Origin of the sequence: Rhizobium sp. 268, assembly GCF_036571585.1 — a bacterium.
GTDB classification, from domain to species: domain Bacteria; phylum Pseudomonadota; class Alphaproteobacteria; order Rhizobiales; family Rhizobiaceae; genus Rhizobium; species Rhizobium redzepovicii.
Genome location: NZ_JAPPSO010000001.1, coordinates 49,496 through 62,216, shown reverse-complemented (window position 1 = coordinate 62,216; position 12,721 = coordinate 49,496). Strand labels below are relative to the sequence as shown.

General features: G+C 62.1%; 11 protein-coding genes. 5 read left to right on the top strand and 6 right to left on the bottom strand.

The annotated features are described in order from the left end of the window. Window positions 1-131: 131 nt before the first annotated feature. Entirely contained in the window at window positions 132-1,634 is a 1,503-nt protein-coding gene (locus tag OS035_RS00360; protein ID WP_097627641.1) for a protein adenylyltransferase SelO, read from the bottom strand. 260 nt (window positions 1,635-1,894) lie between these two features. On the opposite strand from OS035_RS00360, the gene OS035_RS00355 reads away from it, so the two are divergent. Beyond that, window positions 1,895-3,337 carry an MFS transporter gene (locus OS035_RS00355; RefSeq protein WP_183777465.1) on the top strand — a complete coding sequence of 481 codons (1,443 nt, stop codon included), beginning with the start codon at window positions 1,895-1,897 and terminating at the stop codon, window positions 3,335-3,337. A 58-nt stretch (window positions 3,338-3,395) separates the two neighbouring features. Here the strand turns inward: OS035_RS00355 and OS035_RS00350 are convergent, their stop codons facing one another. Together OS035_RS00350 and OS035_RS00345 are read right to left on the bottom strand one after the other, a co-directional pair. Beyond that, on the bottom strand, window positions 3,396-3,914 hold the full coding sequence (locus tag OS035_RS00350) for a DUF1697 domain-containing protein (RefSeq protein ID WP_097627645.1): 519 nt from the start codon (window positions 3,912-3,914) through the stop codon (window positions 3,396-3,398). A gap of 31 nt (window positions 3,915-3,945) precedes the next feature. Beyond that, a complete protein-coding gene (locus tag OS035_RS00345) occupies window positions 3,946-6,054 on the bottom strand; it encodes a S9 family peptidase (protein ID WP_097627647.1) in 2,109 nt (702 codons plus the stop codon). A gap of 253 nt (window positions 6,055-6,307) precedes the next feature. Here OS035_RS00345 and OS035_RS00340 point away from each other — a divergent pair, with 253 nt between their 5' ends. After that, window positions 6,308-6,697, top strand: a complete 390-nt coding sequence (locus tag OS035_RS00340; RefSeq protein ID WP_003587774.1) for a DUF930 domain-containing protein — start codon at window positions 6,308-6,310, stop codon at window positions 6,695-6,697. 91 nt (window positions 6,698-6,788) lie between these two features. Next, the gene (locus OS035_RS00335) at window positions 6,789-7,577 is read left to right on the top strand and encodes a polysaccharide deacetylase family protein (protein ID WP_097627649.1); all 789 of its coding nucleotides are present in this window, start codon (window positions 6,789-6,791) and stop codon (window positions 7,575-7,577) included. 27 nt (window positions 7,578-7,604) lie between these two features. Here the strand turns inward: OS035_RS00335 and OS035_RS00330 are convergent, their stop codons facing one another. From OS035_RS00330 to OS035_RS00320, 3 genes are all read right to left on the bottom strand, one after another. Then, complete coding sequence (locus OS035_RS00330; protein WP_097627651.1) at window positions 7,605-8,897, bottom strand: NAD(P)/FAD-dependent oxidoreductase; 1,293 nt, start codon at window positions 8,895-8,897, stop codon at window positions 7,605-7,607. 18 nt (window positions 8,898-8,915) lie between these two features. Further along, entirely contained in the window at window positions 8,916-10,082 is a 1,167-nt protein-coding gene (locus tag OS035_RS00325; protein WP_097627653.1) for an AI-2E family transporter, read from the bottom strand. A 175-nt stretch (window positions 10,083-10,257) separates the two neighbouring features. Then, window positions 10,258-11,223, bottom strand: coding sequence for a VOC family protein (locus tag OS035_RS00320; protein WP_179867139.1), 966 nt, complete (start codon window positions 11,221-11,223; stop codon window positions 10,258-10,260). Window positions 11,224-11,412: 189 nt separating this feature from the next. On the opposite strand from OS035_RS00320, the gene OS035_RS00315 reads away from it, so the two are divergent. After that, window positions 11,413-11,832 (top strand): universal stress protein, encoded by a 420-nt coding sequence (locus tag OS035_RS00315; RefSeq protein ID WP_097627655.1) that lies wholly within the window; start codon window positions 11,413-11,415, stop codon window positions 11,830-11,832. Between the two features lie 126 nt (window positions 11,833-11,958). Next, window positions 11,959-12,627, top strand: coding sequence for a PAQR family membrane homeostasis protein TrhA (trhA, locus tag OS035_RS00310; RefSeq protein ID WP_097627657.1), 669 nt, complete (start codon window positions 11,959-11,961; stop codon window positions 12,625-12,627). Window positions 12,628-12,721: the final 94 nt, after the last annotated feature.

Genomic DNA, 12,721 nt, shown 5'->3' with positions numbered 1-12,721 from the left:
CCCGCTGAGGTTAGCCGGGTGAAGATGCGGCGGAAAAGCTCCGCCGATCAGCCAGATAGCGCGAAGGAGATGCCTTTCAACGGCCGCATTTGCCGCAGGCAGACGTCACGGTATGGTTGTAGGAAACCCGCTCACGTCCCGCAGAAGGTCGCAAGCACCCGTTCGCTCGGCTTCGGCGGCTCCATATAAGCGGCAAAGCCGGGCTGGTCGTCATAGGGTTTCGCCAGCACTGTCAGCAGCGCCTCGAATAGCGAGAAATCGCTGTTCTCGACCGCCGCCTCGATCGCCTGTTCAACTCGATGATTGCGCGGGATAAAGGCCGGATTGACGCTGCGCATGGCCGTGGCGCGCTCAGCGGCCGTCTGCGGATCGCGCGACAATCTCTCGCGCCATTGCGCAAGCCAGGATCCGCAGGCCTCCGGCTCCCGGAAACTTGCGGCAAAAGCAGGCTCTCCGGCGATATCGCCGGCAAGATCCGACAGCCGCCGGAAGGTCAGGGTGAAATCGGCACTTTGCGTCTGCATCAGCGACAGCAGCGCCTGCACCAGTTCGAGATCGCCGTCCTCTTCGCCGGCAAGGCCGATCTTTCCCCGCATGCCGGCCAGCCAATGCGCCTGGAAGCGTTCGCCATATGCCCGGATCACCGCATTTGCCTTGTCGACGGCCCCGTCCGGCTCTTCGTCGATCAGCGGCAGCAGCGTTTCGCCGAGCCTTGCAAGGTTCCATTGGCCGATGCCGGGCTGGTTGGCATAGGCATAGCGGCCGTGCTGGTCGATCGACGAGAACACCGTTGCCGGATCGTAGTTGTCCATGAAGGCGCAGGGGCCGAAATCGATCGTCTCGCCGGAGACGGTCATATTGTCGGTGTTCATCACCCCATGGATGAAGCCGACATGCAGCCAGCGGGCAATCAGCGCCGCCTGGCGCTCGGAGACAGCCGAAAACAGTGAAAGATATGGATTGTCGGCGTCTTTCAGGTCGGGATAGTGCCGGTCGATGACATAATCGGCGAGCGCCCGCACGCCCTCGGTATCGCCTCTGGCGGCGAAAAACTGGAAGGTGCCGACCCTGATGTGGCTGGCCGCCACCCGGGTAAAAACGGCGCCCGGCAGCACTTCTTCGCGATAGACCGGCTCGCCCGTCGTCACTGCCGCTAGCGCCCGGGTAGCCGGAATGCCGAGCGCAAACATTGCTTCGCTGATGATATATTCCCGCAACACCGGCCCGATTGCCGCCCGCCCGTCGCCGCGGCGCGAAAAAGGCGTAGGGCCTGCTCCCTTCAGCTGGATGTCGTAGCGCCTGCCGCTCAGGTCGATCACCTCGCCCAGCAGGATCGCCCGCCCGTCGCCGAGCTGCGGCGAGAAGCCGCCGAACTGATGGCCGGCATAGGCCATCGCCAGCGGTTCGGCGCCTTCGGGAACGAGGTTGCCGGAGAAGATCGCCGCCCCATCGCGGCGCAGCGCCTCGACATCGAGGCCGAGTTCGACGGCCAGCGGCTCGTTGAGCTTGATCAGCCAGGGTTGGGCCACCGCTGTCGGCGTCTGCGCCGCAAAGAAGCGGGCGGGCAAGCCGGCATAGCTGTTGTCGAATGGAAAGGGCGCGCCGGCCCGGTTTTTCTGCAGCGTGGAGGTCATGCTTCATAGGTAGGGCCGGGGTGGCTGCGGCGCAAGCCGGTTCGGATGAGTACCCCGCAGCCCTTCACGAAGAGCGGGCCGATGCAAGGAATCGTGATCTGCCTTTACCTCTCGGCAAAGCAGCTTTGCCATAAAGGACATAGCGCCGCCATGATCGCGGGCGTATAGAAAATCGTCTCCCCTTGGCGTTACGCCATGTCATCCCCCGCGGCCCTGCAGCCTCGTGTGCTCCGCCGCGCCACCGTGAGTGATCCCGGAAGATGTCGGATCAGATTTACCAGGCGCCGATGGTTCGGCGCGCCGCGCCCAATTTCCGGGTGATCGCGATGATCGTCGCGAGTGCTATGCTGATGGAAAACATCGATGCGACCGTGCTGGCGACCGCGTTGCCCACCATGGCGCGCGATTTCGCCGTCAGCGCCCCGGCCATGTCGATCGCGCTGACCTCCTATCTGCTCAGTCTGGCGATCTTCATTCCGGCGAGCGGCCGGATGGCCGACAGTTTCGGCTCCCGCACCGTGTTCCGCGCGGCGATCGCCGTCTTCGTGATTGGCTCGATCCTCTGTGCGCTGGCGCCGACCCTGTCCTTCCTGGTCTTGGCGCGGCTGCTACAGGGTATAGGCGGGGCGATGATGATGCCGGTCGGGCGCTTGGTGCTGATGCGCAGCGTTGCCCGCAAGGATATGGTCAGCGCTATGTCCTGGTTGCTGGTGCCGGCGCTGATCGGCCCGATCGTCGGCCCGCCGCTCGGGGGCTTCTTCGTCACCTATCTCGACTGGCGCTGGATTTTTTATATCAACGTGCCGGTCGGCATCATCGGCATGATCTTCGTCTCGATCTATATCGACGAGGTGAAGGGCAAGGCGAGCGGTCCCTTCGATACGATCGGCTTCGTGCTCTCCGGCCTCTCGCTCGGCTCACTGCTTTTCGGCTTCGAAATGTCGAGCCACGAGGGCGAGGGCGCCTTCTCGATCTTCCTGATCGCCGTCGGCCTCATCTTCGGCATCGGCTATCTCAGGCATGCCCGCAGGCATCCCTCGCCGATCATGGATTTTTCGCTGATGAAGGTGCCGAGCTTCGGCACTTCGGTGATCGCCGGTTCGCTGACGCGCATCACCCAGGGTGCCCAGCCCTTCCTGCTGCCGCTGCTTTTCCAGATCGGCTTTGGCCTGTCGGCAGCCGCCGCCGGCCAGATCGTCATCGCCACCGCCCTTGGCGCGCTCGCCATGAAGCCGATGGCGAAGTTCGTCTTCAGCCGGCTGGGCTTCCGCCGCAGCCTCGTCCTCAACGGCATCTTCGGCACCGTCGGTTATGGTCTCTGCGCCGCCTTCCGGCCGGACTGGCCGATGCCGCTGATCTTCATCGTCCTGGTGCTCAGCGCCTTCTTCCTGTCCTTCCAGTTCACCGCCTATAACACCATCGCCTATGACGAGATCGAGAAAGAACGGATGAGCTCGGCCACGAGCTTCTACACCACCTTCCAGCAGCTCATGCTGTCGCTCGGCATCTGCATCGGCGCCTTGGCGCTGCACGGCTCGATGGCTTTCAACAATGTCGAAACGCCGTCGCTTGGCGATTTCTCCATAGCCTTCATCGTCGTCACGCTCATCTCGATCACCGCCACCATCTGGAACCTGCGCTTCTCCAAGACCGCCGGCGAGGAGATCAGCGGCTACAAGGCGAAACGGACGACAAGGGATTGACCATGTATAAAACAAAGGCTTGAGGTGCCTCGCTTGAATCAAATTCTGCGTTGGACACTCAGCCTTCCATCGCGGCCGCCATGTCCGCAAGCTTGCGCACGGTGTTGAGATTACGCGAGGTGCCGGACTTCAGCGCGGGGAACTTCAGCTTCGAGCGGCCGGACCCCTTGGGATAATGCACATAGATTTCGCGGGCGGCGAGCTTCGCTTCCTCGCCATCGGGCGCCACCATTTTATCGAGCGCATTTCCGGGCGGCTTTTCCGGCAGGAAATAGACGAGCAGGAAGTTCGGCTTGGCATCAGGGAAGGGCGCGTCGGCGGCAATCGCCTCGAGCGCCTTGCTGGTCCGCACCATGACGCCCGGCCGCTTGCCCAACTTCTGCCCGAGCGCCGCGTCGAGCTTTTCCTCCACGGCCGTTTCGGATGCATCCGAGCGGAAGAGCACATTGCCGCTCTGGATGTATGTTTTCACGTCTGAGAAGCCGAGGCCTTCGCAGATGGTCTTGAGTTCAGCCATCGGCAAGGCGCCGGTGCCGCCGACGTTCACGGCGCGGAGGAGGGCGATATAGACCGGCATTTGCTTCTTCCTCGGCACACCTCTAAAGATTTCACATCTTCCCCGCCACCTTGATCGCAAACGCATACTCGAACGCAATCTCCTCCAGCCGCTGGAAGCGCCCGGAGGCGCCGCCATGGCCGGCGTCCATGTTGGTCTTGAGCAGGATGGGTGCTGCGCCGGTCGTCTGGTCGCGCAGCTTCGCCACCCATTTGGCCGGTTCCCAATAGGTGACGCGCGGGTCGGTCAGGCCGCCGAGCGCCAGGATCGGCGGGTAGGCTTTGGCGCCGACATTGTCATAGGGCGAGTAGGCGGCGATCTGCTCGTATTCTTCCTGGCTGTCGATCGGGTTGCCCCATTCCGGCCATTCCGGCGGGGTGAGCGGCAACGTGTCGTCGAGCATGGTGTTCAGCACGTCGACGAAGGGGACGGCTGCGATGATGCCGGCGAATTTCTCCGGCGCCATGTTGGCGACGGCGCCCATCAGCATGCCGCCGGCCGAGCCGCCCTCGGCGATGATCCTCGCGTAAGAGGTGAACTTCTGTTGATTCAGATAATCGGCAGCAGCGACGAAGTCCTTGAAGGTATTCGTCTTCTTGTCCATCTTGCCGTCTTCGTACCAGGAAAATCCCTTGTCCTTCCCGCCGCGGATATGGGCGATGGCATAGACGAAGCCGCGATCGGCAAGCGACAGGCAATTGGTGTTGAAGCCGGCCGGAATGGTGATGCCGTAGGCGCCGTATCCGTAGAGCAGGCAAGGCGCGGTGCCGTCGAGCGGCGTGTCCTTGCGATAGAGCAGGGTGACCGGCACCTTCTCGCCATCCCACGCCGGGGCAAAGACGCGGCGCGTGACGTAGTCGTCGGGATTGTGGCCGGACGGCACTTCCTGCGTCTTCAACAGAGTGCGCTCGCGCGTCACCATGTTGTAGTCGTAGAGCTGCGACGGCGTCGTCATCGAGGAATAGGAGAAGCGGATGACATCCGTGTCGTATTCCGCCGCACCCGAAAGCCCCAGCGAATAGGCTTCCTCGGCGAAGGCGATCGCATGTTCCCCGCCGGTCGCCCGATCGCGGATCATGATCTGCGGCAGCCCGTCCTTGCGCTCCAGCCAGAGAAGATGGCGGGCATAGGCCATGTGGCTGATGATCAATGTGCCGGGCTTGTGGGCAACGACTTCGCGCCAGCTCTCCTTGCCTGGATTGTCGACAGGCGCTTCCATGATCTTGAAATCCTTGGCGCCGTCGTCATTGGTTAGGATGTAGAAGATATCGCCGCCCTCGGTCAGGGAATATTCGATGCCTTCCTCGCGCGCCGCCACCAGCTTCGGCTCAGCGGTGAGGTCCTTGGTCGACAGCAGCCGGTATTCGCTGGTTTCGTGATCGTGAATGTCGATATAGATGACATCGTCGAGCAGCGACCCGCCGACGCCCATGAAGAAGCCGGCATCGGCCTCCTCATAGACCAGCCGGTCTTCCGATTGCGGCCGGCCGACAATATGGTGGAACACCTTGGAAGGCCGGTGGTTCTCGTCGAGAGCCGAATAGAAGAAGCTCTTGCCGTCGGGCGCCCAGACGCCGCCGCCGCCGGTGTTCTCGATCCGGTCGGCAAGGTCCTCGCCGGTTGCGAGATCGCGGACCTTCAGCGTGTAGAATTCCGAGCCCTTGTCGTCATAGCCCCAGATGCCGTGGCTGTGATCGGTTGTATGGTCGAGGCCGGCGAGGCGGAAATAGGCCTTGCCCGATGCCTCCTTGTCGCCGTCGAGCAGCACCGTGCGGATCGTCTCATCAGTGACGTCGCCGTCGCGGGCGATGCGGAAATAGCGCGGCTGTTCGCCGCCGGTCACGTAGGAGGTGCCATAGGCATAGGCGCCGTCCTTCACCGGCACCGAGCTGTCGTCTTCCTTGATGCGGGCGCGCATTTCCGAAAACAGCAGCTTCTGCAGCGGTTTGGTGTCTTCCATCGCGGCGTTCATATAGGCGTTTTCGGCTTCGAGATGCCGGCGGATCTCCGGGTCGAGGATCGATGGATCCTTGAACATCGCCTGCCAGTTGTCGGCACGCAGCCAGGCATAATTGTCCGTGCGGGTAATGCCGTGGCGCGTATCGGAGACGGGCTTCTTCGGTGCGGCAGGCGGTGTCGGCAGGCTGTTGAAAACGGACAAGGAATGGCTCCGGATCGGGATATCGGGTTGGCAAGAGATAGAGGCGCACTGGTCCCGGATCAAGCGGCAAGGCTGCGTCAAGGCGGTGGATAGGCTTCCACAGGCTTGGAGGTCACCCTGCCGGCCTTGCCTTGATGTCACCACAATATTTAAGAATGTCCGCTATCGCAGAGCGAAATTTACACGTGCCAAGCCCCCGGCAAGCTGCCTGTGGCAGGGTGAAGAATGGACAACAGCAAGGGATTTCTCCGCAATGCCGAAACATCTGCTCCTGTTTGTATCCCTCGTCAGCCTTGCTGCCCCTGCCTTTGCCGTCGATCCCGCCATCAAGAAGCAGCTTGAAAAACTCGATCCCTCCACCCGCCTGGAACAGAGCTGCGACACTGAGGCAATGAGCCGCATCAACCAGGACAGCGCCGGCTTCAAGCCCGACAAGGTGATTGCCTATACCTTCAAGGACCCGATCCCCGGCGACAATTCGCTGCAGGCGCCGGGCGCCGTTTTCCGCAGCAAGGGCGACTGGTACCATCTCTCCTACAATTGCATCACCGGCCCGCAGCATATCAACGTGCGCGAACTGAATTACCAGATCGGCGACAAGGTGCCGCGCGAGAAGTGGGACAAGTATTATCTCTACGATTGATCGCCTGTCCCATTGACTGCGCTAACAGGCCACATGGTTTTGGACGAATGCAGTCGCTAAACTTGGCCGATCGAATCGTAGAAGTCCTTTCATGAACCGCATCTTGCTTGCTTCGGCGTTTCTTCTGGCCGGCCTGTCTACGCTGTGCGCGGCCGAAGCGCCGCCGCTGCCGGCCGCCGCCGCTCCGCTCATGAAGAGCCCAGCGGTAAAGCTCGTCGAGCCGCATCTGCATATTGCCCGCTCCAACATATCAGGCCATGCCCGCATTGCGCTGACCTTCGATGCCTGCATGGGCCAGGCGGACGAGCGCATCCTGTCGACGCTGGTGCGTGCGCGCATCCCGGCGACGATCTTCGTCACCGCCCGCTGGCTGAAGCACAACCCCGCAGCCCTTGCCGTGTTCCTGCAGAACCCTGATCTCTTCGAACTCGAAAATCACGGAGAGAACCATATCCCGGCCATCGACACGCCGACGCTAGTCTATGGCATCGCCTCGGCCGGCTCGCCGCAGGCGGTGAAGCAGGAGGTCGAGGGCGGCGCCGCGGCAATGACCGCGGCGGGCATTCCCGCGCCACATTGGTTCCGCGGCTCGACCGCCAAATATGACTTGTCCGCCATCGGCGAGATCCGCGCCATGGGCTATCGCATCGCCGGTTATTCGGTAAACGGCGACGGCGGCTCGCTGCTCGGGGCCGTCATCACCGAAAAACGCATCGCCTCGGCCAAGGACGGCGACGTCGTCATCTCGCACATCAACCAGCCGACCCATGCGGCGGGCGAGGGGGTGGCGAAGGCTCTGGTCGATCTCAAGATGAAGGGGACGGAGTTCGTTCGTCTGGAGGATGTCGAGGATATGGGTGACGACAAGACGACGGAGTAGTTTTGTGGCTAACGGTGGCCGTGGCCTCTACCGCAACTCATGCCCAGCCCCCAGCCTATCCTCTCCAAACCGTCGCAGCCCCGGCCCATCCCTGTCGAGCGCGAAATCCTCGAACCAGTCGCGATGCATGCCGGCCAGCATCGCGCCGATCATCTGGGCGGCGAGATAGGAAAAGGTGATGCCGTTGCCGCCGTAGCCGTAGGCTGCGAACACATGCGGCATATGGGGCACCGGGCCGATCAGCGGCAGGCCGTCGGCGGTTTCGCCGAAGGTTCCGCACCAGGCGTGCTCCACCCGCGTATCCGCTTTCGGCCATAGCCGATTTATCTTCTCGCGAATCGCCATGATCTTGGCCGGCAGCTTGAGGTCGCGGGCTTCGGGATCGGCCGTGCCGTCATCCTCGCCGCCGGCGACGATGCGATTGTCCTCTGTCGTGCGCATGTAGAGATAGGGGTGGCTGTCCTCCCATATCAGCGCCCTCTCGCGCCAGAAATTTGCCGGGTCCTGGGGTACGGTGGCGAGCGCCCAGCTCGAACTGGTGCGGTGCAGCTTCGGCATGTAGAGGCCCGGCATCGAATAGCCGGTGGCAAGCACGGCATGCCGCGCCTCGATGACGTGGCCTCCGTCCGTCTCGGCCGTGACGTGATCGCCTTCACTGTGAAGCGCGGTGACGGAAGCATTGACCAGCCGCGCGCTGCGCCGGACGGACATTTCGATCAATGCCCAGGTCAGAAGCAGCGGATCGGCCTCGGCCGAACCCGGCGAATAGATTGCCCCATCCCGATCGAGTTCGAACTGGGTGAAGAGGTCGGGATGTTCGAGATAGACGCCGGGCAGGCCGGCCCGGCGGCGAAGTTGGCGCTCCTCCAGCAACTCGCGCGCGCCTTCCTGGTTGGCGGCGAGATAGAGCGTGTTGCGCGGCCGGAAACCGCAGGCAATCCCGTGTGCGGCGATCAGTTTGGAAAGGCCGGCGACCGCTGCTCCGCTGCGGCGGTAAATGCCGGCGGCGCGTTCGAAGCCGTAATAATCCTCAAGTTCGGTGAGCGTGCTGTCGATTTCCCATTGCAACATCGCGGTGCTCGCCGCAGTGCTGCCGAAACCGGGCTCCTCCCGGTCGATGATAACAACGGAAAAACCGCGCGCCGTCAGATGTTCGCCAACCAGGGCGCCGGTGATGCCGCCGCCGATCACGGCGATGTCGGTGGAAAAGCTCTGCTCGATCGGCCGCCATTCCGGCCGAATGCCGCTTTTCCCCCAGAGCGATCGACCGCTGACCATCTGGTCGTGATCGGATTCGTTGAGAGTGAGATCAGACGCCACCACTATCTCCCCGGTTGATCATTTCGGCAATTGCGGCTGCGGCTTTTCCTCGATCAGTATTTCGTCGATGACAGTCATGACGATTAGCGAAAGCGGAAGCGCCAGCATGGCACCGACGGCACCCCACATCCATGTCCAGAACAGGATGGCGAGGAAGACGACGAAAGGATTGATTTCCAACCGCCGTCCCATCACCGCCGGGAAGATCAGGTTTTCCATCAGGAGATGCACGGTGAAGAAGGCTGCGGCCGGCATCAGGCCGACGAGGAGGCCATCATGGGTCAGGATGCCGGCGACGGCGACGGCCAGCGTCATCAGCGTGATGCCGAGATAGGGGATGAAGCTCGACAGGAAGGCGAAGAAGCCCCAGAGCACCGGCGCCGACAACCCGCCGGCATAGGCGATGACAGTCATGACAACGCCGAGTCCGACATAGATCAGCGAGGCCGTCGCGAAATAAAAGCCGAGCACTTGCTCGACGGCGTTGATGACACGGATGGCGGCCAGGCGCTGCGTGCGAGTGCGGAAGGTCATGATGATCGTCTTGCGGAGGTTGACCCGACCCGCGAGGAAGAACAGCAGCGCCGCAAAGAAGATCATCCCCTGCACCAGTGCCGGCGTCAGGCTGCTCGTCACCACGTGCAGGACGTTGCCGGTGTTTTCGAGCAGCGCACCGATCGACATCGACCCGCTTTCAAATGTCGCCGGCGTGATATGCAGCCATCGGATTCGCTCCAGATAAGGCATGACGCGGTTTATCATTCGCTCGGCGAAGGCCGGGCCCTCATTGGCAAACGTCATCAGCGGATCGGCGAGCGAGTTGATGAGCAGGAAGATCACCAGCGCCACGCTGCTTGACAGGATAAAGGCGTTGGCAAGCCGCGGCACTCCCATCTTGCTGAGCTTTTCTGCCGCCATGCCGAGGATCATGCCGACGACGACGGCAAGTGTGATCGGGATGAGGATCAGCGACATCAGATAGACCGCGGCAAGGAAGAGAATTCCGAAGATGCCGATGATCGCCCAGGCCATGCTTATATCCAGGCCGTCTTTCTCAAGCCGGTGCAGCGGTGCCGGCGGCAGCTCTTCGGCTGCCTCCTTCAGTGTCTGCGCCCAGGCGCTGGTGCGGCGTTCGCCGATCGCAATCTTCTTGGCTTGTTTGCGGATGCCATTGGCGATGCCCATGCGGTGAGGTCCCCCGAAGCTCATTGCTTCGTGACCGAAACGCGCCGACGCGGTTCCGGTTCCCTGAGGCAAAGGGCTAGCCGGCAAACCGCACGCGGCACCTCTTCATACGCATTGTTTTGCCCGCATGGCGCGAATGTTTTCGGCCGTTTCGGGCTGATTCGCGCTTGGGAAATTACGCCGAAAGCGTCAGGCCGATACCCCAGGGATCCTTGAGGAAGGTGCCGCCATCGCGCTTCTCGCTCTTGATCTCCAGCGCATCGAGCTTGGAGATCGCCGCATCCAGCGTCGCATTGTCGTTGAACCGGACCTTGTAGTCCGAAAGTCCGGTCATATTGTCGGCGCGGGCGGCGGCACCCCGGCTGTTCCAGATATTGGCGGCGAGATGGTGATGGTAGCCGCCGGTCGCAAAGAAACTGGCACCGGGACGGCTCGCCATCAGCTTGAGGCCGAGCACGTCGCGATAAAAGGCGTCGGCCTGCGGGATGTCGCCGACCTGCAGATGCAGGTGGCCGATCGCCGTTCCCGCCGCCATGCCGCCCCAGCGTTCGTCCGGTGCGCTGTCGTAGAGCGCCTGCAGGTCGAGGCGCAGCGTCGCCATCTCCACCATGCCGTCCTGCTGGAATTTCCATTGCTCGTGCGGCCGGTCGGCATAGATTTCGATGCCGTTGCCTTCCGGGTCGGACAGATAGATCGCCTCGCTGACGAGATGGTCCGAGGCGCCGTCGAGCACGACATTGTTCTGGGCCGCATGGCGCAGCCAGCGCGCCAGTTCGGCGCGATCCGGCATTAGGAAGGCGGTGTGGAAAAGGCCGGCCGCGTTGCGCGGCGCGATCGCGGCATCCTTGGCCGTCGTTAGCGTCAGCAGCGGCAGATCGCCGACACCCAGCACTTGGCCGCTCGCCGTCTCCTCGATGACCTTCAGGCCGAGCATCGATTGATAGAAGCCGGACACGAGAGCAAGGTCCTTCACGACGAGATGCGACTGGTCGATATAGGCGGGCCGCGTCAGCGCGTAGGAAGTTTCGGTCGTCATGGATTGGTCTCCTGCCTGTGATCTGTCCTGTTGAAAGGAAGGCGTGCCGGCGGTGGCGGCAAATGTGCCGCCTGCAGCAAGGCCGAGGAAGTTTCGCCGGTTCATTCGCCTCTGTCTCCTCTCAGCCGCCGTACCTGATCTCTATATGGCGGATCGCGATTGTTCACAGAAGACCCGTTTTTGATGATGAAGTGTTGAGCGGGTGTTGACGATGACTTGCGCCCACTTGATCGCGGTGAATGCATCCATATCTTCTTTAGAGGATACTTATACATCTCAGTCATGGAGGGAGCCATGTACAGGAAGATCATCGTAGCGATCGCGCTCGGGGGCATCGAAAAGGGAGAAAAAATCCTTCGCAAGGCCGCATCGCTGCTCGACGACGGCGGCGAGATCGTCGCACTCAACGTCATCGAGGATGTCCCGACCTATGTCGCGATCGAACTGCCGGCCAATATGGTCGAGGATGCCATGCAGGACAGCCGCGACCAGCTGAAGGCGCTAATAACAGAAACCGGCATCGCGGCAACCGTCGAGATCCGTAACGGTCCGCCCGCCAAAGCCATCATCTCGACCGCCGAAAGCTACGGCGCCGACCTCATAATTGTCGCCTCGCATGTTCCGGATTTTTCCAACTACTTCATCGGCGCTACCGCCGACCGGGTCGTGCGCCACGCGAAATGCTCTGTGCTCGTCGACCGGCAAAAGGTCTGATTGCGCGAGCCGTCTCGGCGCCAGACAGCCTGTTACGAAGATTGACCGCTTGTGCACTTCGCCGCAGTTGCGCACCCGTTCGTTCGATGCGACGATTGCCATTGGGTCTGAAACGGATTGGCGTGCATGGCCGAGTTCAACGGCATTCGCTGGGCTTACGACAGATACGAACTGATCGCCGATGGCATCGTCCATGGCGTCGGTCTCGTGCTGGCGCTGATCGGCGCCACGGTGTTGATCTTCTACGCCACGCTCTGGAGTTCCTACGGCGCGCTCGCCGCCGCCTGGATCTATGGCGTCGGGCTGGTGCTGACGCTAGCCATTTCCTTTTCCTATAATGCGTGGCCGGTCTCGCGCACCAAATGGTATCTGCGCCGCTTCGATCATTCGGCGATCTTCCTGTTGATCGCCGCCACCTACACGCCCTTCCTCGAACGCGGCGCAGACGACCCGCTGCTTCTGTTCATGCTGGTGGCGATCTGGCTGTTTGCTGCTGCCGGCATTATTCTGAAATGCGTCTTTCCCGGCCGTTACGACCGTGTCGCCATCCTGCTCTATCTCGCCATGGGCTGGAGCGGCGTGCTGGTGGCCGAACCTGTCGCCTCGCGCATTCCCTCCGCCTCGATGCTGCTGATCGTCATCGGCGGGGTCATTTATTCGCTCGGCGTCATCTTTCATGTCTGGGAGAAGCTGCGCTTCCAGAATGCCATCTGGCACGGTTTCGTCGTCACCGCCGCGGCCGTGCACTATTCGGCCGTCTTCACCTGTTTCAGCCTGTCGGCGCCGGGCGTCTGATAAAGATCGCGCCCGGCGTCTCTCGCAGGTGGATCCGCCGTTTACATCTTTTGGGGCAGGGCGTATGCCGCCTGTCGCAGACAAAACGAACAGG

Excerpts from the sequence above, each read along its gene's own strand:
- OS035_RS00350 (WP_097627645.1), bottom strand. The coding sequence starts at position 3,914 with ATGCCGGTCTATATCGCCCTCCTCCGCGCCGTGAACGTCGGCGGCACC.
- trhA (WP_097627657.1), top strand. The coding sequence starts at position 11,959 with ATGGCCGAGTTCAACGGCATTCGCTGGGCTTACGACAGATACGAACTG.
- OS035_RS00315 (WP_097627655.1), top strand. The coding sequence starts at position 11,413 with ATGTACAGGAAGATCATCGTAGCGATCGCGCTCGGGGGCATCGAAAAG.
- OS035_RS00320 (WP_179867139.1), bottom strand. The coding sequence starts at position 11,223 with ATGAACCGGCGAAACTTCCTCGGCCTTGCTGCAGGCGGCACATTTGCC.
- OS035_RS00325 (WP_097627653.1), bottom strand. The coding sequence starts at position 10,082 with ATGGGCATCGCCAATGGCATCCGCAAACAAGCCAAGAAGATTGCGATC.
- OS035_RS00335 (WP_097627649.1), top strand. The coding sequence starts at position 6,789 with ATGAACCGCATCTTGCTTGCTTCGGCGTTTCTTCTGGCCGGCCTGTCT.
- OS035_RS00360 (WP_097627641.1), bottom strand. The coding sequence starts at position 1,634 with ATGACCTCCACGCTGCAGAAAAACCGGGCCGGCGCGCCCTTTCCATTC.
- OS035_RS00340 (WP_003587774.1), top strand. The coding sequence starts at position 6,308 with ATGCCGAAACATCTGCTCCTGTTTGTATCCCTCGTCAGCCTTGCTGCC.
- OS035_RS00355 (WP_183777465.1), top strand. The coding sequence starts at position 1,895 with ATGTCGGATCAGATTTACCAGGCGCCGATGGTTCGGCGCGCCGCGCCC.